We start from the raw sequence: 18,739 nt of genomic DNA, 5'->3' as shown, positions 1-18,739 counted from the left end.
TTATTATATGAATGATTAGTTATTCATTTATTAGTTGATTTTTCGATGAAAAGGACTCAACTTAATATTAATATTGATCCAAATCTTTTAAAAGAAATAAAAACTATTGCAAGAAAAGAAGGGAAATCTTTAGTTGAGTACGTAAATGATTTTTTCAAAAAACATCTTAATAACGATGCTTCAGATGATGTAGAAATAAGATTAAATAATCATGAGAATAGATTGAAATTGATTGAAGAAAATATTGGTTTAGCTATAAAACAAAAGAAGAAGTTGTCAGATTTTACGCCTCAAGAAGCAGCTAACTTTAATGATTTTGTTAAAGCTATTTTCGAAAAACAAGTTAAGAAAAAAAAATATAATTCAACTAAAGATGCATGTGATGACCTTATTAGTCATTTGAATTGCTTTGATAAATGGAATGAAAGATGTTCACTTAGATTAAAAGAGATTCTTTTTATCGATCAAGGAGATTCACTTGATTGTGATGAAATGAATTCTCTTAAGGAAAGTCAAATGTGCCCTTCTCCTCTAAGAACTGGAATAATTAATTGGATTAACAATTCAGAAAAAGGAAAATGTTCTTGTTCTAATAGTAATTTTCCTTCAGAGCAAATTATCCGTGCAAAAGGATCTGAGTTGATTAGTGATATAGAGATTTAGGATAGTTCTCTTTAAATACATACTTTATTGACTTTGAAGTTAGATATTTATCTAGTAATGACTAATAGCGATATTAGGTTGAGTTTCAATCACTAGAAAGTTCGAATGAGGTTCGAATAGAATTTTTTGTAAAAAATCAAACCCTTGCTATGACAAGGAAAATGCATCTCGCTCTTTGTTCATTAGCCAAAACTTTTCTTCAGTCATATCAAGGGATCTCGAAGATTTTTGAGTCTTGGATGAGGTGTTATCCAAACTTTTTTGGGTATAAATTTATTATCCATCAAAGTTTCTATTTAGGAAAGTGATGGGTGGTAGGGGGTTGTCGTACTTCCATTAATTTTATATGTAAACTTAAAAATTTCTCTCAAAATTAAGAGATGACTCATTTGATAGGCGAGGATTTCGTAGACCCTAGCATTCTTTTTTTGAGCCAAATTTCTCAAGATAAAGCTTTTCCCAACCAATTATGTGCATTTCTTCTAATAGTTCATAGAAACGTGTTTTATAAAAAAATGAATCATGCACTTTTCTTAATCTGATTTCTGTTTGTCCTCCTCCCCACCATGCAAATTTCTTAGGTGTTGCTTTTGGAGCAGCGTTTTGGGTTTCAAATAAAATGATCTGCTCTATTGCCCAAGCTTCACACCTACAAAGACTTGGGGATTCAAAATCATAAGAGCGGTATTTAAGAGTTGATTTTCTGACTGGTAATTCATTAGATATACCAGCCTTTAGATAATTATCATCCAAGTCAGCGATATAAAAATAACAATCACCTTTTGCGTATTCATCATTTTTTAAGAAGTAATCATAGGAGTCCTCTCCTTTCGGTACACAGCCACAACTTGTAGTACCTCCAGTTTTGACGGCATATTCTTCAGCAATATGAGTTGAGCCACAATCACATAGACATAAAACTCGACTTCTTGATTTTTTATCACTTCCCCATTGTCTATGAATTAATAGTCTTCCGAATTTTTTACCTTTTATCTTCTCCCAGTTCCTCTTCTTCACTCTTAATTGCTTATCTCTAATTGAGCAGACTATGCAAGAAGTAACTCCACCCTGAACAATATTTGTTGTTGCAATCATAAATTCATCACTACCACAGGAACATTTAACCCACCAATAAAGGTCTTTTCCCTTTTTCCCTTTTTCCCTTTTTTCTTCTTTGGTTACTGTTCTAAGAATATGTATTTTCCCGATTTTCTTATCTTTAAGGTCGTTCCTCATATTATCTATTTGACAAGCTTTACAGCCTGTACCTCTTAAATGATCACTTGCTTTTATCAAAAATTCTCCATGCCCCTCCTTAGGACAAATAACTGTTATTTTTGATTCATCTTTTATGTATTTAACCTTTGAATAATCAAACTTACCTACCCCCCAGAAATCATTGAACTGTTTAATTAATACCTCTTGTTTTTTTGTCCCTGCAATATTTCTCTGAATAGTTGCTTGTCTTGATCTCTCTTCACCGCAAAATCTGCACCCAGTATTACTTTCTCTATTTCGCAAATGATTAAATGGCTTCATAGGTATAAAACCATGAACAGGGCAACCAATGATCACTTCGGTTCTGTCATTGATGTATTTCACTTTGCTGTAGTTATATTTCAGCCCAAATTTAGCCTTTCCTTTTTTTATAAATTCTTCTGTATTTGATTTATTCCAGATCACTTCTTATCTTCTAGCTAGATAAATTATTACCGTCATAGTTCCCATTGCAACAATACCGAAGTTCCATAAAGTTGAACTATTTCTATTGAATTGTTGAACCCAACTTGGAATACCATCTGACATGAAAAGGAGTGTTAATCCAACTAATAGAAATATTGGCAATCCTAAAGCTATAAATAATTCCATTAAAAAAGAGGGTTTTATCCCTCTATGTTAGATCGACTGTCAATAATTATTAGAGGTGTAAATTGCCAAAAGTTCATTCAATAATATCCTCTAATTTGTATAGAGAAATAAATTCTATCTTGTTATTTTTCCATACAATTTGATCCTCTATTCTATCAACGATTGCAACAACACGATTCACAATGTAACCTGCATCACGCAAAACATTTACGGCTTTGATGGCACTACTACCTGTTGTAGTTACATCTTCTAATACTGTAACGATAGATCCTTTAGGTGGCTTATTACCTTCAATAATTTCTTTTGTTCCATATCCTTTCGGATTCTTTCTTATGATCAAAGCATCAATATGTTTATTTGAGTAGTATGCTTTCTGTGCGATACCACAAACTAAAGGATCAGCACCTAGTGTAAGTCCACCAACTGCTGCAGATTTATCTTCTATATGTTCAAGCATCAAATGGGATATAAGTGCATTTCCCTCACAGGATAAACTAACAGGTTTACAGTTAATGTAATGCTCTGATTCTTTACCAGAAGATAAGGTAAATTTACCTTTCTTGTATGCTCTTTCTTTTATAAGATTTAGTAATGTCTTTCTATGAATTTCAGTCAAAGAATTAGTTGTTAAGTTGCTTTTGATAATTTACCAGTAATCTCAAAATAAATTTTCCTTCAGAGTCGACTTCTTAAAGTTTGTATTTCTTTTTTTCTCAATATAAATAATATATAAAGATGGTTTTATCCCTCCATGTTAGATAGACTGTCAATCGCTAAAAAGTTTGGATAAAGTTTGGATAAAAAATTATGATTCCTTGAGATCCCAGTAATAGCTAGACGGATGTACTTTTCATTAGCCAAAACTTTTTTCAGTTATATCAAGGGATCTCAGTGAATTTTAAAGCTTGAAATAAGGCTTACTCAAACTTTTTTGGGTATAAATTCATTATCCATCAAAGTCTCTAATTAGGAAAGTGATGGGTGGTACGGGGTCAATGTGACCGTGCTACATCGTATATATGATCTGATAAATTTCTGTTAAAAGTTTATGGGTACAACCTTTCAATAGCTTCTTTCTGTTCTTGCTTTTTTATGTCTTCAGCATCTAAAACAGGGCACGAGTTTTGATTTAGTGATGAGAGGAAAGTGCTTTTGTTGAATAGTTTGAAAAGTGGTGCAAGTAAAAAGTTTTTCATTTATTCCCAAGTTTTCTTATCAGAGAAGTCGCTTGCTATTGCATGAAGCATCCCTCCTACAAATGATCTAGGACAACCAAGTTTGTTAACTAATACTTCTGATTGTTTTTTGATATCTTCCCATGTAGGTCTGATATCCTCATTTATTTGTTTAAGGCTAGGTTTAAATTCTTCTGAATCATTCATATAAAAAAGGTATTAACTTAGTAAAATTCAAATGATCGTAAAGATAATCTCATTTATTTAAATCAATATTCAATTAAAATTACAAAATAAATTCTTTAGAAATTATTCTAAGCTGATTTAAATTCAGATTATTTAAATAATTATTTTCAATAAATTTTTCCTCATTAATTTCGAGATCTTTAATCTCAGAAATAATGCTGCTAGATATTAAATCAATTAAATGTTCTTTGTCCATAATTAATATATAGATCCAAAACAAACATTTATTATTTAAAGTCTTCAACTCAACATATAAGTAAAAGTACTTAGATATATAGCAAACTTATAGGTTTGCTAAATCAAGTTACCTAAACTTGTAATAAATGTATTTTATCGGTATAAGTGGACTAAGGACTTTTCCTTTTCGTAAGGACTTGAGCCTAGCGGTTTCAAGGTTAACCCCGCACTCCTACACACGAGTACAAAAACCTTTTTAATTAATGCAGATTACTTCCAAGACACTTAGCTTGCTACTTAATGTAGTTTTTGTGCTTTGTGTCTTTATCATTTGAAGACTATTCATCAAAAGAGATTAATAGTTTCAGGGTTTTCTTACTTCGAACCGAACTCAATTATCGGTTAGTTTTTTAGTCTGTAGAAGTTTGAGTAGAGTTTGAGTAAAAAATTACGATTGCCTGAGATCCCAGTAATAGCTAGACGCGCTCACTTTTCATTAACTAAAACTTTTCTTCAGTCATATCAAGGGATCTCGGCGATTTTTAAGACTTGGAGGACATGTTATCCAAACTTTTTTGTGTATAAATTTATTATCCATCAAAGTCCCTATTTAGGAAAGTGATGGGTGGTATGGGTTTTTTGATATCAACTTAAACTTGATTAATCTTGATAAATTTATTTTAAAAATCTCCATGGATTTTTCCAACCTAGAAAAAGTAAAACTATTAAAGAAACTTTTATCCAAAAACTTATAAAAGGAACAATTATTAATACTATTGTGAGAACAAATGCTAAGAAAAGATATGTGATTGTATCTGTAAATTGTAGTAAGTCGTGCCACCAACATAAAGCTTGAGGACCATGTAGTTCCCATCCACTCCAATGCCCTGGTTTCCCACAAACTGAACAAAAGTGGGGTGGCTCTCCCCATGGCGGTTTTAACTCCTTTTTCTTTTCTTCAGTCAATTTATTTTCTCCGATAATTGCCTTTTAGTTTTATATAAATTACACGCCAAAGATTTAATCCTATTGCCATCCTCTAAATCATAAAATAATTCTTTTGGAATATTTTTAAAACCATTAAAAGCTCCCCAAATCGAACCTGACATAGAACATAAAGTATCAACATCTCCTCCACATCTCCTTGCAAATTTAATCATCTCCAAGAATGTAGAGGAATTAAATCTTAATGCCAGATAAATCGATGTTATACAAGAATCAGTAGCCCTAATACCATTTCCTAAGTTTTTAGAAATTTCTTTTGGAGAAATATTTGAATTGTTTTTTAACCACTCTAGTGATAAAAGGGATCTTTCTCTAAAAATATTGTCTTTAGAATGCTCAATAATTATTTTGATTATATCAATAGAATTATTTTTATTTAAAGCTAAAGAAATAGCTCGACCAATTAAAACTGCCCCCTCAATTGCTAAAGGATGTCCGTGTGTAATTTTAGTGGCTTTACTAATTTCTTTTATAAGTAGGGCTTCATTATCAAAGTACATTAGACCAATTAATGGTGATCTCATAGCACCGCCATTGCCAAGAGAACCTTCTGGATATGTTTCCCGACTTGCAATCTCCCATTGAGTTCCCTTCCTTATGGACTTAAGAACTTTTCCTGCTGCTGGTCCGTATCCTCGGCTCCATTTATAACTTGATGCAAATTTTTGGGCAAGAAAATTCACATCTATTTTCTTTTTTTCAATTAAGGTTTCAGCTATATCTATAGACATTTGTGTATCATCTGTCCACCTCATTTTTCCTGTAGGTGTTTTTGAAAAAAATTTCCATAAAAATCTTTCAATCAAACCACCTTCATAAGGAGCTCCTAATGCATCTCCTAAAGATAAGCCAATGAAAGAACCAATAAATTTATCTTCTAAAACATTTGATAATTTCATTTTTTTTAAAAAAATTAGATAATTTTTATTTTTTAAATTTATGCAAATTCTGTAAGAAGACAATTAACAAACTAACTAAAATTATCAATATCCAAATGCCCGCTGATAAGTTGCCCAATATTGTAAATGCTGTAAACCCAAGTCCTAGATAGACTAAAAAGAAAACTACTGATTCAGCTATAGTTGGGTGATCTTCATGTCCATTAGGCATTGGTATTTATTTAATTGATTTGTTATACCAGATATCAAAAGTCTAAACAAATATGAGTCTTGAAATTGTAGAAGGGGATCTGTTAAAGCAATCAGTTGAAGTAATAGTAAATTCATGGAATAAGAATTTTATTCCATGGTGGTTACTTTTACCTCAGGGTGTATCTGGGCAAATAAAAAAAGAAGGTGGGTTTGAACCCTTTAAGGAGATAAGAAAAAAAGGATTAATGAAAACAGGATCTGCTGTCTTTACTTCAGCGGGCAAATTAGATTTCAAAGGTATTATTCATGTAGCTGGGCTAAATATTTTCTGGGTTGCTACAGAAAAATCAATAAGAGAATCTACAAAAAATGCTTTAAGAATTTGCTTAAATAAAAAAATTAATTCAGTTGCTTTCCCATTAATTGGAGCAGGTACTGGAGGTATAAGAAAAGAATTAGTTATTAAATTTATGAGCGAAGAAATATCTAAAAGTAACTTCACGGGTAAAGTAATTTTAGTTTTATATAAAAAAATTAAATCAGGTTAAAACTATAAAAAATTATGATTCCTTGAGATCCAAGTAATAGCTAGTCATGGGCATTTTTCATTAGCCAGTAGCTAGGTTCCTGTTGAGGCATGGGATCTCGGCGAAATTATTTAGTTCGAATTAAGTTAGAATATCTATCCAGATATAAATTTATTATCCATTAAAATAATCTATTTAGGAAAGTGAGGGTTGCTATAGGGTTATTTGATCGGAAATTCTCAGGAAAGTTTATTTGTAATTGATAATAATTATCTTTTAAATTAAGTTTCTGGCTTTTTTATTCCCCATAATCACAATCAAACAAACAAATATAAAATAAAAACAAGAAATAATAGTGGTTGAATAAATATTTGAATATATATAGGTTGTTAGTCCAATAAACTTGCTTAATTCTAAGTCAATATTAACGAGTGAATTTATTTGTTTAACGGTATTACTCCCAAAAACAGATTGTATTTGAATTAAAAGTAGAGGTATTACGGATAAAAGAGGATTTAATAAAATACGTATTAAACGATTTTTGTTGCCTGGCGCACCTTTAAAGTGCCAACTCAGTAGACTAACAAGAGCAATGATAGATAGTAAATAAAAAGGAGCTGCCATAATTTCTAGTTCTTTAGTCCTATCTAGAAGTAGTCTGGAAAGTTCACTACTATTCTCTAATTGATTTAAAGGAAATCCTTGTAAATAATTTGCTAATTTTGGGAGACTTGCATTTCTATTTGGGTCAATTGAATATAAAGTTGAAGTTGAGGAATAAGTTAAAATTACAAACAATTCAAAAGGTGAAATCCAAATAATTGCATAGATTATTCTTTTAAAAATTTTAGGTAGAGTATCAATCCATTTGAAAATTGGACTTAAATTATCTTTATCCATTTAATTTAATTCATTAATTAGATTATATTTCTTATGTCAATCAATAAAAAGTTCGAATGAGGTTCGAATGGAATTTTTTGTAAAAAATAAAACCCCTGCTATGACTAGCAAAATGCATCTCGCTCTTTTTTCATTAGCCAGTAATTGGGTTCAGTCATAGTCTATAATTTGCGAGAAATAGGGCTGCTGGTATGGTGCTGGTATGGCATTTGTTAACTTTTTCATTATTCAGCCAAGTCCAAAGCATTTTATTAAGTTTATCGAAGATAATTGTTCGAAGAAAGTTTAGAAAAATATAGAAACAGATCGCTTGAAGTAACCTTTTTCTGAAATTAATAAACCTATTATTTACAATGCTTTTCAGGGAATGAGAGAGTCTTTTATGCCAGCAGATTCCCATATCTATACCAGCTAGGTATGTAAAACTCAGTCATAGACTAGGTTGAATGCTCTCTCTAAAGAACCAAGTACTTAATGCTCAAGCTGCTTCTGGAGCAAAAATTCTACCGTTCTCTCTCCAGTATCTACATCCCTTAACTAGATGGTCACCTTGAGGAATAAGCTTTTGATGAAACGGACAAGTAAGGATGGTGACACAAGAACTTGTCGTGCTGTACCTGAAGTGATTGCAAGTAATACAAATCTTCCGTCGTTTTCTTACTAATATTTCGTCCTCTAGATAATCCCATTCCTGCCAATCCTCCATAACTATATAGTACAACTGTACTAATATTTATAGCAGCTGATAAGGGTAAGAGTCAACAACTTTATTTACTCTTCAAAAGGAGAGCTCTTGCTTTATTCCATCTATGCTCAAAAGACTCTTCTCTGCAGCTATTAATTGGAGAATTTGTTCATCTTCTAAGGCATAACCAACCCTTTTTACTTTCTTTCTTGTATTGTTACAGATGCATACATATTAGAAATCTTTGCCCTAAGAACTGCCCACTCAAGAAATTTATAAATTACTCTTTTTGCAATTTGTCTCGAGCTACTACCTTCTTCCCATTTTTCAAGGCAAGATATCATTAATTCTTCACCGTCAGATGGTTCACCTTTCGATCTTTCTAATAGCTCTTGGCATTTACGGAGCACAGGGACATAGGATTTATTCCATTTTTTATCCGAAGCGGTAACGCAAAACCTTCTAAATTCTTTGAATATTTCGTCAAAATCTATTTTCACCTTATTACTTATAGTTTCAACAACCTTACAAGACTTTTCTAAAGATCCTTTTCCTAGATCTGAGTAGAAGTTCTCATATATTTTTATGTAATTAGTCTTTGATATTAATCAGCTAGAACTTCGCAAGCCTCGCCATCTTTGTCCCGATCTAAATATGAGTGCCCTTGACTAAGAAGTTTTTGAGCTAAATTCCAGTCAACTATATCTGCACATTTATATTTTTTGGGAGGTTCATCGTTATCTTGATCACTATCGTTATTACTACTATGTTTGGATTTATCTAAATTATTGCTATTACATTCTGAAATTGGTAATTTTTCTCCATTTTTGTAAGCACAACTTAATTCTCCATCGTTAAAATTGTAGTAATAGTAAGGGCTTAAATCTTTTTCTTCTGGCACTGCACTCACCAGACCAGTTATTGAATTTCCATAGCAACTATTTTGTCCGTTAGATAAGATTGCATATTTTTGGAGCCTTTTATCCTGATAAAATAGGGGTAAGGAATACGCATAATTCGTTTCGCATTCCTTCTTAATCGTTAACAGAGCGTTTTGAGCTGCGACCTCTCTAGCTTTTCTATTAACGCCATTAAAATAGAACAAACTAATACTACTCAGTATTGATAAGATTCCAATCACAACAACAAGTTCGATTAGTGTGAATCCATTATTTTCGTTCTTTTTTTCGTTTAATGCCATCTATCTTGACCAAGCACATTGATATGCATATTTTGAATATATTTTTGCATAACCACTATTAAACATAATTTGTTGAATATTTTTCCCATTTATTGATAACTCAGCAACTGTCCTGCCATATCTATCTTTAGTAATTCTTTTAATAAAAACTTTTTTCCCAGCTATTAGATTATTTAGATAATCCTTTGCAGCCTCGGCTTTGAGAGGTTGAGCTTTTGGTCCTCTTAATTCAGGAGTATCAATACAAGCCAGCCTTATCTTCTCGCCTTCACTAGTTGTACAAGTATCCCCATCATAACAACTCTCAATAATTGCATTTTTTTTGTTCGATTCGAGCTTATCTCTTTGACTATTTTTGTTATGGCAGTGATAACTGTTGTTTTTTATGTCATTGTGACAGTCTTCAGAATTAAGTCTTCCGCCATGAGCAATAAAGATATCTTTGGACTTAGCAAACAAACTTGAAGTCGTAATTAGTAAAAAAATAAAGTTAAAAATAATTATTTTTTTCATAAAACAAATTTCTATTAATTTAGTTTGTTTAAGAATTATTTTCATCAAGTTTCTTAAAAAACTAATCACCGACAAATAACTCTTAATTTGTAATGTCAAATCCTGCAATACCCCGCAACTATTTAGTCATGGTCTGTAGATATAGTGCACAACTGGGCTTGTTAAGTGCTTTGGGAGCACTAGGTAGCAGGTTCGAATCCTATCACCCCGACTAGAATCTCAGTAAAAGCAAATTTCTATCTACACAAAATCTACACAAAACATAGACGTATCTTTGCGAACACTCCTGAAGCTTGTCCCTAGATCCTTTGCTTTACGTGAGATGCTAGTTATAGCTTGATCAATTCCCCTGTTTGGGAAGACTAGGTAAAGGAGCAAATCTTCTTTGTAAATCAATGTTAGGCAATCTTTTTTTTGTTTTGCCTGATGCCTTTCCCTTAAGCCAGGAAGATAGAGGGGTCATAGTTATGTCTAGCTCGTTCGCTAGGACTTTGAGCGCTTTCAAATCTGCTCCATATCCTGCTCTTTCTATCCAACTAGCCATTAGCGCAATATCGTGCTCAATGAAATTCATAAGATTTCGTGGGATCATTGAATAGCGAACTGAAGGAGATGCATTGGGATTTATTTTTTGCCATAGGGCCGCCATTTCTTGCCCTGTCATCTCTTCTCCAGCAATATTCATTGATTCTCCCCAAAACCTTTTGGGATGTTCAAAAACAGCCCTCGTCCATAGTCCAACATCATCAACTGCGATGGTTTGCCAAACTTTGTCTTTGTGGACAACTCCCGGGAAAATTGATTCGGAAATCTGCACACCAGGAAGATCACTATCGAAATTCTCGAAGTAGCTAACAGGTCGAAGAATTGTTGAAAGTTTTTTCAACCCATTAATTAGTATGTATTCCTCAATATTCCACTTGCTTGTAAAATGTCCTGGTGCTGGCTCATTCTTTAGAGGGTCCTTGGGTTTGCAAACTGAACTAAAAACAAAGTGCTTTAATGTACCTAATCCAGCCAGTTGCTTTACAACGTCTACTAAGTTTCTCCCTTGCTCTATTTCATATTCACGAACCATGCTTCCACGGCCCAATTTCCACCCTTTTGTGGGCGTCGTATTGCCAAATATTCCGTAAACCCCTGAAAAAACTCTTTTTAAGCTTTCTGGTTCAAGGAGATCTCCTTGAACAATTTCGACATTTGGCAAGTTAGCTAAAACCTTAGCCCTCTTACTATAGGGAGAACGAGTAATTGCTCTAATCTGAAAAACACCACTTTGCGACAAATGCCTTACGACTGAAGACCCCTGTCGACTGGAGGCCATTGTCACTGCAATAACAGGCCTAGAGTTTTTTTGATTAAGTTCCTCATAACTAGATAAATCGCTGTGAGAAAGATCAACCCGTGGAGATACACTCAATTGTTAAGAAAAATTACATTGCTGTTACAAAATGTAAAGCATTTTCTTCTCGATCGTGAGTATGCTTTAGGAACGCTAGGTCGCAAGTTCGTACCCTGTCGCTCCTTTTTTCTCCTAGAGATGTAAGAAAATTATTATGTCATTCATTGAGTTACTGCTTGGATGTCTAATAGTTGCTGTAAATAAACCAAAAACTGTACGCTACTGTGACAGATCCGTGTAATTATCGCTATATATATAAACTTATAGATAAGTTTCTTTACATCTGTTAATATTTATGTTATATTTCTTTACGTAATATTTTTTTTAAAATTATGACTCCTGAAGCAGAAAGATTTAATGGATGGGCAGCAATGCTAGGCTTCGTAGCTGCTGTTGGTTCCTACGTAACAACTGGTCAAATTATTCCAGGTTGGTTCTAATGATAAATTCTTCATACATAACAACTGAATCTGATGGAAGACAAAATATGTTTCCTTCAGAAACTCTTCCATATATAGATGAATCTGTTGCATATGAGGGATACCCTCAAAATGCTGAAAAAGTTAATGGTCGTTGGGCAATGATTGGATTCGTTGCATTGCTAGGTGCATACGTAACAACTGGTCAAATTATTCCAGGCATTTTTTAATGAGCACATTATCAATTTTTTTGATTTTCATGGTCTCATTAACTGCTTTAGTCCTCGCTTATTTAACTAAACAATTTCAAGAAGAAAATTTAATCTATTTAAACAACAATCAAATGAAAAATTCAAAAACAAAAACACAAACAATTGAAAAGGAAAAAGTAGTTGCAGAAACTATTAACGGTAGATTTGCAATGCTTGGTCTTATGGCTGCTATTGGTGCATATCTAACTACCGGACAAATTATTCCAGGTTTCGTTTAACCAAAAACTTAAAACAATTAACTACAAATAAAATGGAAAAATCACAACCTAATTATTGGCAAAATGCTGAAATAACTAATGGAAGAATGGCAATGATGGGATTCTTGGCATTAGTAGTAAACTACGGTCTTTTTGGCTGGATCATTCCAGGTATTTTTTAAAATGCTTCTACTTTCTATACCTTTTTACGATTTGCCATCTTCTCCCTTACTAATAATTGGTGCGATAGGTATTGTGGTGGCACTGGCTGTTTTTATCCTTGCTTATCAAAAATACTTTAATTCCCCCTTTAACAAAGAACTTCAAACAAAGAAAAAGGCTCTATTGAGGGAGCAAAAAGAAATTAATCAAAAATTAGAGAAAATAGAGCAGGATTTAAAAAATTTATAGATAAAACAATGAACCATAGATATTTTCTTAATCTCCTTCTTTATATATCTATTAGTGCCAGTGGTAATGATATCTAAAGGAAAAAAGCAACTAATTAAATAAATGAATTTAGGAATTCTCTTTCTCAAAGTTAATACAACTGGAGTAATAACTTTATCTGAATTGGATTGGATTACAAATCATCAATCACAATTTTCAAGGTTAGATATGGCAATAGTTTTAAAAATTGGTCGATTAATGGATGAAGGAATAATAGAACTTGATTGTAGATTGCCAGTATAAATATTTAAAAATTAAATCGTCATGAGAGCTTGCTTTTAGGGATATAGGCAGGCTTTTTTTCTGTTTGCAAGAGTGTGTAATTTCTTCTAAAAGTTTGATTAAAGTTTGAATAAAAAATATCTAATCCTTAAGATTCCTGTAATAGTTTTTAGGATGTACTTTTCCTTAGCTAAACTTTTTTTTCATTTATATAAAGGGATCTCGGCGATTTTTAAGGCTTGGAGGACGTGTTATCCTTATAAATTTATTATCCATCAAAGTTTCTATTTAGGAAAGTGAAACTTTTTATATGCCTTAAAAGAAATAATTAATTTTGATTGTTAATTAATTTTTATTAAGGGCGACAAGTATTTAATTGCAAACTATTTCAAAGAAAGTAGGATTTTTATAAATTTGTAATATGTATGATTAAGAAATTTTTATCTTTATCCGGAATAATCATTGGATTTACTTCTAGCTTTATTATTGCGCCAGTAAATGCTTTAAAAGATCCATATATCTATGCTTACATTTCATTTGGGATTAATTTTTGTGCTAGAGAATATGGGATATTTAGAGATGATGAAGCATATGAAAATGTAAATCAATTTATGAAAGACGAATTTAATATGGAGCCTTGGCAGGTTTATAACATTATTCAAAGAAAGGGATTTTTTGCAGATTCTTCAGCTTATATAAAGTCAAAAGGAGGTTGTAGTGCAATTGCAGCAGAACTGACAGAAAGAATTAATTCTCAACCTAAAGGTTTTTCAGGATTAAAAAATAATAAGGGCAGCAAAAACTATATATATAAAATTGATTAATTAACTTTAAAAGAACCTACGATAGTTTTTGGATAAGGAGTTATATTTAAATTTAATTTTGAATCAATAGATCTTTTTGTAGACACAATAGAAGTATCTACTTTGTTATTACCCAAATTTTCCATTTCTTTATTAGTACATCCATAATCAATTATTCCCATGCCTGCTGAGAGAGCATATTTTCTTTGAGCTCCACTACCATGAGTCGGGTCTCCTATTGCATAAGCTAAATTAGCCATGTCAAGAGTATCTTGTCTTGTTATTCCTATCTCTGAACTCCCATCTTTTATAAATGCTCCAGCTATGCAATCTGCTTGGAGTTCTAAAGCTGGATCTTTTAAAGTTCCTAAAATACCAAAAGCTAACTGCACTGCATGAGCGTATTCGTGAGCAACAACAAAAGCTACTGCAGATGGTCCAAATTCATCCGCAAAATATTGAAGCTGTTCTGGAACCAAAAAAATAGTATGTGTCCTTGGACAATAAGCACTCCCACCTACTTCTGCCCCAATTGAATACTCACCGCATCCACCATATACTTTTGAATCAGCAGCTATTGGTAAAATTTGTGGTGGTCTTAATGCGTTTTTTAAATCCTCATCTTTATCCCACTCAGTGTTTAAGAACTTAGTTGTTTTATCTATGTAGGTGAAAATATCAGTTTTCTTTGATCCTTCATTCCTTAAGTTATCAAAAATATTTGCGTAACTACCCTCAGCAAAAATAAAGGAAAATAAGATAAATGAAAAAAATTTTTTCAAGATTTCAAAATTTTATTTAATTATAGACTAATCTTATTGTTTAACAATTATTTTTTATTAGATTTTATTCCAATCTCCACTTAATTGAAATGCTGACCAGAAATATGGGTGCCTAAATCCAGGTATCGGATGTTTTTTAAATTCATTTTGTGTTTTCTTTAAAGCAGTTGCCTTATCATCTCCATTAATTAATTTTTTGTAGAAGCTTTTCATAAAAGATGCAGTAGCCCCATCGTCCACTTCCCATAAAGACAGAATACTTGATCTGCCTCCTGCAACAGAAATTGCTCTTTTAAGTCCAAATAGCCCTTCTCCAGATTCACTATCCCCTTTACCAGATTCGCAACCAGAAATAACAACCAATTCAGTACCTTGCCAATTAAGTCTAGTAATCTCTAGTCCAGTTAGATAACCATCATCATTAGGAAATAATTTAGGATTATTAGCTCCTGCAAGTACTATCCCGCTCCTAAGTAAAGGATTTTTTTCATCTTTGTTATCAACAAAGTATGAATGGCTTGCTATGTGGATAACTTTTGGGGACTGAGTTTCTTGAATAGCAATAGAGGTAGCTTCCTCTTGCATTAGTAGTTTTCCATTTAGAAGACTTGCAATTATCTCTCCCTCTTCAATTGTTCCTTTTAATTCTTGCCAATTACGATTATCAAGGATACCTGATCTTTTCTGAGGGGAATTATTATCTTCAATATTTATAATCAATGATTTTTTTGTTAAATCAAACTTAGGATTTGCTACAACCAAAGAATTTTTCTTACTAGTTAATTTGTTTCTTGCTAACTCTATTAATTCTCTTCCAGTAGTTAATAATCTTACTTCTTTTAATTCTCCCAATAGTTTATTTGTTTCATAAGAACCAATAGCTGCAAAAGGTATCCTATTTAGCTCGGCATCAGGAGCAATGAAAATTGTATTTGTATTTTTTATAGCTTTTTCTAATGGTTTTATTATCAAATTTCCAAGTTCTTCTAAAAGATCTTGTGAATTAGGATTAATGTTTTCAATACTTATTAAAACTTCGTTGATTTTGTTTTCTATCTCTTCTGCTTGTCCAAGATTAATTTTTAGAATTTCACCATCTGATTTTAGTATTAAAGCTATATATTTGTAATCACCAAGATTGTTAGAGGAGGAATTTTTTCTTTTATTAATTTCTAAGGAGCGATATTTTTGAAATTCAATCAATGCAGAATTTTCTGGAAGTAGATCTTTAATCTCTTGAATTTCTATAATTCTTGGTTTTAGTGAAGGTAATTTAGAGTATAGTTTTTCTTCAAGTTTTTTTTTCTTTCTACTTAATTTTTGAGAGTCTTCCTTATTTAGTAATACATCTGATAATTTAATATTTAATTGTTTTATTTCATAAGCTATTTCTTTTTCTTCATTCTTCAAATTTGAGAAACTTGATTGATATCTTTCAATGTCTTCTAATAAACCTTGCCTGTTAATTCTTGCCTTAAGGGCTAATTGTTTACCATTCGGAAGTTCATCAATTACTGTGAATAGAGTTTCATATGGCGATAAAATTAAACTAGCAAAATTTTTGCGATCACTTTCAGCTAAATATTGGGATTGTTCTTTAGCGAAAATTATAGACGATTCTATTGTTTTCTCAATGAATTTTTCTGCCTCTTTAGAATCCTTTTTTAAGATATAAAGTGTGGCAACTCTTTGATAAAGTTCTAAAATTTCATTGTTAATGATATTAGTATTAAAGTACAAATTGTAATTTTCTAAGGCTCTTTCTAAGTACTCCTCTGCCTTAATAATATCCCCGTTAAAAATATATATTTCTCCAATAGAACTTAATGTTCTCAAAAAATCAAAGTTATCAATTCCTCTATTTTTTTCTATTAATTTTAATTTTTTTTCTAATAAGTTTATTGCTTTATCAAAAGATCCTCTCAAAGTGAGATAAACAGAATCAATAGTGAGTTTTAAAGATGCTTCAGGGTCATCCTCATTCATATTTGATGAAAGTAAAATACTATTTTTAAATGTTGTTTTTTTACCCTCCTTTGCTGCAATTAAATATGTAATTATTTGATCAAGTTTTTGTAAAGAATCTAATTCAAGTTTATATTTTTTATTATCCTTTTTATAAATTTTTAAAGCGCTATTTATATAGCTTTGCGATTTTGCAAAGTCTCCCAAGTAATAAAAAATAGATCCAAGAGATTCATATGCACCTGCAATTTCTTCATGATCTTTAGGATAAAGTTTTGTTTTGATTCCCAGACTTTTTTGGGCATAACTTTTAGCTCCTATTAGGTTACCTGCGTTTACAAGATCGTATGAAATTTGAGAGAATAAAAAGCCTTTATAGTCTAAAACCGATGTATAAAAATCTTTTGGATCTTTTACCTTAGATAAAATATCTATTGCTTTTTCCCTTAATTCAATGGCTTTTTCCCAATTTGCTTTAGCTGAATAAAGTGAAGCTATATTTTGATAAGTTGCAGCAACTTGAATACTATTAATCCCATATTCATTTTCTTTTATTTTTAAAACTCTATTATAAATTTTAAAAACTTCTTCAAATTTTTCTTTTGGAAGATAATATTTTCCTCCTTGATAAAGGAATGCTAAATCGCTTAAAAGATTAGCTACTTTTATAGAATCTTTACCAGAAATAGATTCTTCAAGTTTTATTGCTCTCCATTGATAATTGAGAGCATTCTCGTATTCTCCCAACTTTTCATAATGATAAGCTATTGAACTTAGAGGAAATGAAGTTTGACGATTAATTCTAGATTCTATTTCAAAAATCTTTTTATAACTTTCAATAACTTTTTTGTATTCTTTTTTAGTTTTATATTCTTGAATTTGATTCTGAAGACTCCAAATTTGATCCAATCCCTCAATCTTGTTTGTTAAGGCTATTTTTTTTTCAAGAGATGATTTGAAATCTAATGCATCTTTATAGTCCTTATTGATTTTTAAAGCTTGTTTAAAATCTTTTAGAGCATTTTCAAAATCCTTTAATTCACCTTTAGCATTACCCCTCCAAGCAAAAGCTACATAGTTTTTAGGTTCTAATTCTAGAATCCTATTAAAGTCATTAATCGCATTTTTGTAATCTTTTAAAATCACCCTACCTATGCCTCTTGATTCCAAAGCAGCAACGTTTTCTGGATTAATAGTAATTATTTGGGAATAATCTTCTATCGCCCCTCTTTGGTTACTTAAACGTGTCTTTGCCAAGCCTCTAAATAATAATGCTTCTTCATCTTTAGGTTCCAGTTTTAGAACTACCGAAAAATCTAATATTGCGCCACTATAATCTTTAATTTGATATTTCGCAGTGCCTCTAAATAATAATGCTTTCTTAGATTTAGAGTCTAATTCAATCACTTTTGAGTAATCAGCAATTGCGCCTTGAGGATTATTATTATTTGACTTTAAAAGTGCACGATTAAAGTAAGCATCAATATCTTTTGGATCAAGTTCAATCACTTTTGAGTAATCAGCAATTGCGCCTTGAGGATTATTATTATTTGACTTTAAAAGTGCACGATTAAAGTAAGCATCAATATCTTTTGGATCAAGTTCAATCACTTTTGAGTAATCAGCAATTGCGCCTTGAGGATTATTATTATTTGACTTTAAAAGTGCACGATTAAAGTAAGCATCAATATCTTTTGGATCAAGTTCAATCACTTTTGAGTAATCATCTATAGCACCAGAAAAATCACCAAGTTTATCTTTCATGAATGCTCTATTAAAAATCGCATTTGTAAAACTAGGATTAATTTCTATCGCTTTATTAAAATCTTCTAAAGCTTCTTTATATTCACTCTTATTCATTTTCTTTACTCCTTGATCAAAGAAGTAATTACTTTTATTTATGATGGAAAAGATATTTTCAGTTTTATTATTTGATGATTTTAAATTGGTGTTATCAGAAATTACTTTTAAGGGTAATGCTACATAACTAATAAGTAGTATTAGAATATAAAACATTTTTCTTGATAAGAATAAATTTTTCAATTAATTTTTCAGAGTATGCCTATGAGTTTTTCTTCTTTGGTTCAACCTTCATTAGCAAGTAATTAGGTCTCTTTATTAACATGGATTCTAGGCAAAAATATAGGATTTGATTAAAGTTTGGGTAACTTTTTT

Annotated in this window: 24 protein-coding genes and 1 pseudogene; 9 read left to right on the top strand and 16 right to left on the bottom strand. The window is 31.4% G+C overall.

Features of this window, described 5'->3' with window-relative positions; genetic code table 11:
* The first annotated feature begins 45 nt into the window (after positions 1-45).
* Positions 46-663: a hypothetical protein gene (locus HA143_RS08140; RefSeq protein ID WP_209085821.1), complete on the top strand. Its 618-nt coding sequence runs from the start codon at positions 46-48 to the stop codon at positions 661-663.
* A gap of 414 nt (positions 664-1,077) precedes the next feature.
* Here HA143_RS08140 and HA143_RS08135 read toward each other — a convergent pair whose 3' ends face one another.
* From HA143_RS08135 to HA143_RS08100, 8 genes are all read right to left on the bottom strand, one after another.
* Positions 1,078-2,265 (bottom strand): hypothetical protein, encoded by a 1,188-nt coding sequence (locus tag HA143_RS08135; RefSeq protein WP_209085819.1) that lies wholly within the window; start codon positions 2,263-2,265, stop codon positions 1,078-1,080.
* 84 nt (positions 2,266-2,349) lie between these two features.
* Positions 2,350-2,532: a hypothetical protein gene (locus tag HA143_RS08130; protein WP_209085817.1), complete on the bottom strand. Its 183-nt coding sequence runs from the start codon at positions 2,530-2,532 to the stop codon at positions 2,350-2,352.
* 73 nt (positions 2,533-2,605) lie between these two features.
* Complete coding sequence (pyrE, locus tag HA143_RS08125; RefSeq protein ID WP_245210918.1) at positions 2,606-3,148, bottom strand: orotate phosphoribosyltransferase; 543 nt, start codon at positions 3,146-3,148, stop codon at positions 2,606-2,608.
* A gap of 430 nt (positions 3,149-3,578) precedes the next feature.
* Entirely contained in the window at positions 3,579-3,728 is a 150-nt protein-coding gene (locus tag HA143_RS08120) for a hypothetical protein (protein ID WP_209085815.1), read from the bottom strand.
* Positions 3,729-3,914, bottom strand: coding sequence for a hypothetical protein (locus HA143_RS08115; RefSeq protein ID WP_209085813.1), 186 nt, complete (start codon positions 3,912-3,914; stop codon positions 3,729-3,731).
* Positions 3,915-3,993: 79 nt separating this feature from the next.
* Positions 3,994-4,149 carry a hypothetical protein gene (locus HA143_RS08110; protein ID WP_209043515.1) on the bottom strand — a complete coding sequence of 52 codons (156 nt, stop codon included), beginning with the start codon at positions 4,147-4,149 and terminating at the stop codon, positions 3,994-3,996.
* A gap of 656 nt (positions 4,150-4,805) precedes the next feature.
* Positions 4,806-5,096 (bottom strand): hypothetical protein, encoded by a 291-nt coding sequence (locus tag HA143_RS08105; RefSeq protein ID WP_209085811.1) that lies wholly within the window; start codon positions 5,094-5,096, stop codon positions 4,806-4,808.
* On the bottom strand, positions 5,093-6,034 hold the full coding sequence (locus tag HA143_RS08100) for an ADP-ribosylglycohydrolase family protein (RefSeq protein ID WP_209085808.1): 942 nt from the start codon (positions 6,032-6,034) through the stop codon (positions 5,093-5,095). Before HA143_RS08100 ends, HA143_RS08105 begins: the two co-directional genes overlap by 4 nt.
* Before the next feature lie 263 nt (positions 6,035-6,297).
* Here HA143_RS08100 and HA143_RS08095 point away from each other — a divergent pair, with 263 nt between their 5' ends.
* Positions 6,298-6,774, top strand: a complete 477-nt coding sequence (locus tag HA143_RS08095) for a macro domain-containing protein (protein ID WP_209085805.1) — start codon at positions 6,298-6,300, stop codon at positions 6,772-6,774.
* 255 nt (positions 6,775-7,029) lie between these two features.
* Here the strand turns inward: HA143_RS08095 and HA143_RS08090 are convergent, their stop codons facing one another.
* The 6 genes from HA143_RS08090 to HA143_RS08065 form a co-directional block, all read right to left on the bottom strand.
* The gene (locus HA143_RS08090) at positions 7,030-7,653 is read right to left on the bottom strand and encodes a hypothetical protein (protein WP_209085792.1); all 624 of its coding nucleotides are present in this window, start codon (positions 7,651-7,653) and stop codon (positions 7,030-7,032) included.
* A 478-nt stretch (positions 7,654-8,131) separates the two neighbouring features.
* Positions 8,132-8,359: a hypothetical protein gene (locus tag HA143_RS08085; protein ID WP_209085789.1), complete on the bottom strand. Its 228-nt coding sequence runs from the start codon at positions 8,357-8,359 to the stop codon at positions 8,132-8,134.
* 176 nt (positions 8,360-8,535) lie between these two features.
* On the bottom strand, positions 8,536-8,838 hold the full coding sequence (locus HA143_RS08080) for a hypothetical protein (protein ID WP_209085786.1): 303 nt from the start codon (positions 8,836-8,838) through the stop codon (positions 8,536-8,538).
* 104 nt (positions 8,839-8,942) lie between these two features.
* On the bottom strand, positions 8,943-9,539 hold the full coding sequence (locus HA143_RS08075; protein WP_209085782.1) for a prepilin-type N-terminal cleavage/methylation domain-containing protein: 597 nt from the start codon (positions 9,537-9,539) through the stop codon (positions 8,943-8,945).
* Complete coding sequence (locus HA143_RS08070) at positions 9,540-10,052, bottom strand: thermonuclease family protein (protein ID WP_209085779.1); 513 nt, start codon at positions 10,050-10,052, stop codon at positions 9,540-9,542.
* A 340-nt stretch (positions 10,053-10,392) separates the two neighbouring features.
* On the bottom strand, positions 10,393-11,472 hold the full coding sequence (locus tag HA143_RS08065; RefSeq protein ID WP_245210917.1) for an NmrA/HSCARG family protein: 1,080 nt from the start codon (positions 11,470-11,472) through the stop codon (positions 10,393-10,395).
* 314 nt (positions 11,473-11,786) lie between these two features.
* Between HA143_RS08065 and HA143_RS08060 the strand changes: the two genes are divergently transcribed.
* The 7 genes and pseudogenes from HA143_RS08060 to HA143_RS08030 all read left to right on the top strand — a co-directional run bounded on the left by HA143_RS08060 (position 11,787) and on the right by HA143_RS08030 (position 13,838).
* On the top strand, positions 11,787-11,894 hold the full coding sequence (locus HA143_RS08060; RefSeq protein WP_025931137.1) for a high light inducible protein: 108 nt from the start codon (positions 11,787-11,789) through the stop codon (positions 11,892-11,894).
* The gene (locus tag HA143_RS08055) at positions 11,894-12,103 is read left to right on the top strand and encodes a high light inducible protein (protein WP_209085776.1); all 210 of its coding nucleotides are present in this window, start codon (positions 11,894-11,896) and stop codon (positions 12,101-12,103) included. Before HA143_RS08060 ends, HA143_RS08055 begins: the two co-directional genes overlap by 1 nt.
* On the top strand, positions 12,103-12,363 hold the full coding sequence (locus HA143_RS08050; RefSeq protein ID WP_209085773.1) for a high light inducible protein: 261 nt from the start codon (positions 12,103-12,105) through the stop codon (positions 12,361-12,363). The genes HA143_RS08055 and HA143_RS08050 overlap by 1 nt, the downstream gene beginning before the upstream one ends.
* A 20-nt stretch (positions 12,364-12,383) precedes the next feature.
* Positions 12,384-12,524 (top strand): annotated as a pseudogene (locus HA143_RS08045) (chlorophyll a/b-binding protein); the annotation flags it as partial.
* A 1-nt stretch (position 12,525) separates the two neighbouring features.
* On the top strand, positions 12,526-12,753 hold the full coding sequence (locus HA143_RS08040) for a M protein (protein WP_209085766.1): 228 nt from the start codon (positions 12,526-12,528) through the stop codon (positions 12,751-12,753).
* Positions 12,754-12,855: 102 nt separating this feature from the next.
* The gene (locus tag HA143_RS08035) at positions 12,856-13,035 is read left to right on the top strand and encodes a hypothetical protein (protein ID WP_209082982.1); all 180 of its coding nucleotides are present in this window, start codon (positions 12,856-12,858) and stop codon (positions 13,033-13,035) included.
* Positions 13,036-13,439: 404 nt separating this feature from the next.
* Positions 13,440-13,838, top strand: coding sequence for a hypothetical protein (locus HA143_RS08030; RefSeq protein ID WP_209085757.1), 399 nt, complete (start codon positions 13,440-13,442; stop codon positions 13,836-13,838).
* Here HA143_RS08030 and HA143_RS08025 read toward each other — a convergent pair.
* Together HA143_RS08025 and HA143_RS08020 are read right to left on the bottom strand one after the other, a co-directional pair.
* Positions 13,835-14,599 (bottom strand): neutral zinc metallopeptidase, encoded by a 765-nt coding sequence (locus HA143_RS08025; RefSeq protein ID WP_209085754.1) that lies wholly within the window; start codon positions 14,597-14,599, stop codon positions 13,835-13,837. The genes HA143_RS08030 and HA143_RS08025 overlap by 4 nt on opposite strands.
* A gap of 57 nt (positions 14,600-14,656) precedes the next feature.
* Entirely contained in the window at positions 14,657-18,580 is a 3,924-nt protein-coding gene (locus HA143_RS08020) for a tetratricopeptide repeat protein 28 (RefSeq protein WP_209085751.1), read from the bottom strand.
* Between the last annotated feature and the right edge of the window lie 159 nt (positions 18,581-18,739).

It is taken from the genome of Prochlorococcus marinus CUG1415 (genome assembly GCF_017696015.1).
Lineage (GTDB): Bacteria > Cyanobacteriota > Cyanobacteriia > PCC-6307 > Cyanobiaceae > Prochlorococcus_A > Prochlorococcus_A marinus_AE.
Note: the sequence above shows the minus strand (reverse complement) of the source record. Positions and strands in the feature narration are given on the sequence as shown.

Excerpts from the sequence above, each read along its gene's own strand:
- HA143_RS08055 (WP_209085776.1), top strand. The coding sequence starts at position 11,894 with ATGATAAATTCTTCATACATAACAACTGAATCTGATGGAAGACAAAAT.
- HA143_RS08110 (WP_209043515.1), bottom strand. The coding sequence starts at position 4,149 with ATGGACAAAGAACATTTAATTGATTTAATATCTAGCAGCATTATTTCT.
- HA143_RS08120 (WP_209085815.1), bottom strand. The coding sequence starts at position 3,728 with ATGAAAAACTTTTTACTTGCACCACTTTTCAAACTATTCAACAAAAGC.
- HA143_RS08070 (WP_209085779.1), bottom strand. The coding sequence starts at position 10,052 with ATGAAAAAAATAATTATTTTTAACTTTATTTTTTTACTAATTACGACT.
- HA143_RS08060 (WP_025931137.1), top strand. The coding sequence starts at position 11,787 with ATGACTCCTGAAGCAGAAAGATTTAATGGATGGGCAGCAATGCTAGGC.
- HA143_RS08085 (WP_209085789.1), bottom strand. The coding sequence starts at position 8,359 with ATGGAGGATTGGCAGGAATGGGATTATCTAGAGGACGAAATATTAGTA.
- HA143_RS08035 (WP_209082982.1), top strand. The coding sequence starts at position 12,856 with ATGAATTTAGGAATTCTCTTTCTCAAAGTTAATACAACTGGAGTAATA.
- HA143_RS08115 (WP_209085813.1), bottom strand. The coding sequence starts at position 3,914 with ATGAATGATTCAGAAGAATTTAAACCTAGCCTTAAACAAATAAATGAG.
- HA143_RS08040 (WP_209085766.1), top strand. The coding sequence starts at position 12,526 with ATGCTTCTACTTTCTATACCTTTTTACGATTTGCCATCTTCTCCCTTA.
- HA143_RS08140 (WP_209085821.1), top strand. The coding sequence starts at position 46 with ATGAAAAGGACTCAACTTAATATTAATATTGATCCAAATCTTTTAAAA.
- HA143_RS08130 (WP_209085817.1), bottom strand. The coding sequence starts at position 2,532 with ATGGAATTATTTATAGCTTTAGGATTGCCAATATTTCTATTAGTTGGA.
- HA143_RS08090 (WP_209085792.1), bottom strand. The coding sequence starts at position 7,653 with ATGGATAAAGATAATTTAAGTCCAATTTTCAAATGGATTGATACTCTA.
- HA143_RS08075 (WP_209085782.1), bottom strand. The coding sequence starts at position 9,539 with ATGGCATTAAACGAAAAAAAGAACGAAAATAATGGATTCACACTAATC.
- HA143_RS08020 (WP_209085751.1), bottom strand. The coding sequence starts at position 18,580 with ATGTTTTATATTCTAATACTACTTATTAGTTATGTAGCATTACCCTTA.
- HA143_RS08095 (WP_209085805.1), top strand. The coding sequence starts at position 6,298 with ATGAGTCTTGAAATTGTAGAAGGGGATCTGTTAAAGCAATCAGTTGAA.
- HA143_RS08100 (WP_209085808.1), bottom strand. The coding sequence starts at position 6,034 with ATGAAATTATCAAATGTTTTAGAAGATAAATTTATTGGTTCTTTCATT.
- HA143_RS08030 (WP_209085757.1), top strand. The coding sequence starts at position 13,440 with ATGATTAAGAAATTTTTATCTTTATCCGGAATAATCATTGGATTTACT.
- HA143_RS08050 (WP_209085773.1), top strand. The coding sequence starts at position 12,103 with ATGAGCACATTATCAATTTTTTTGATTTTCATGGTCTCATTAACTGCT.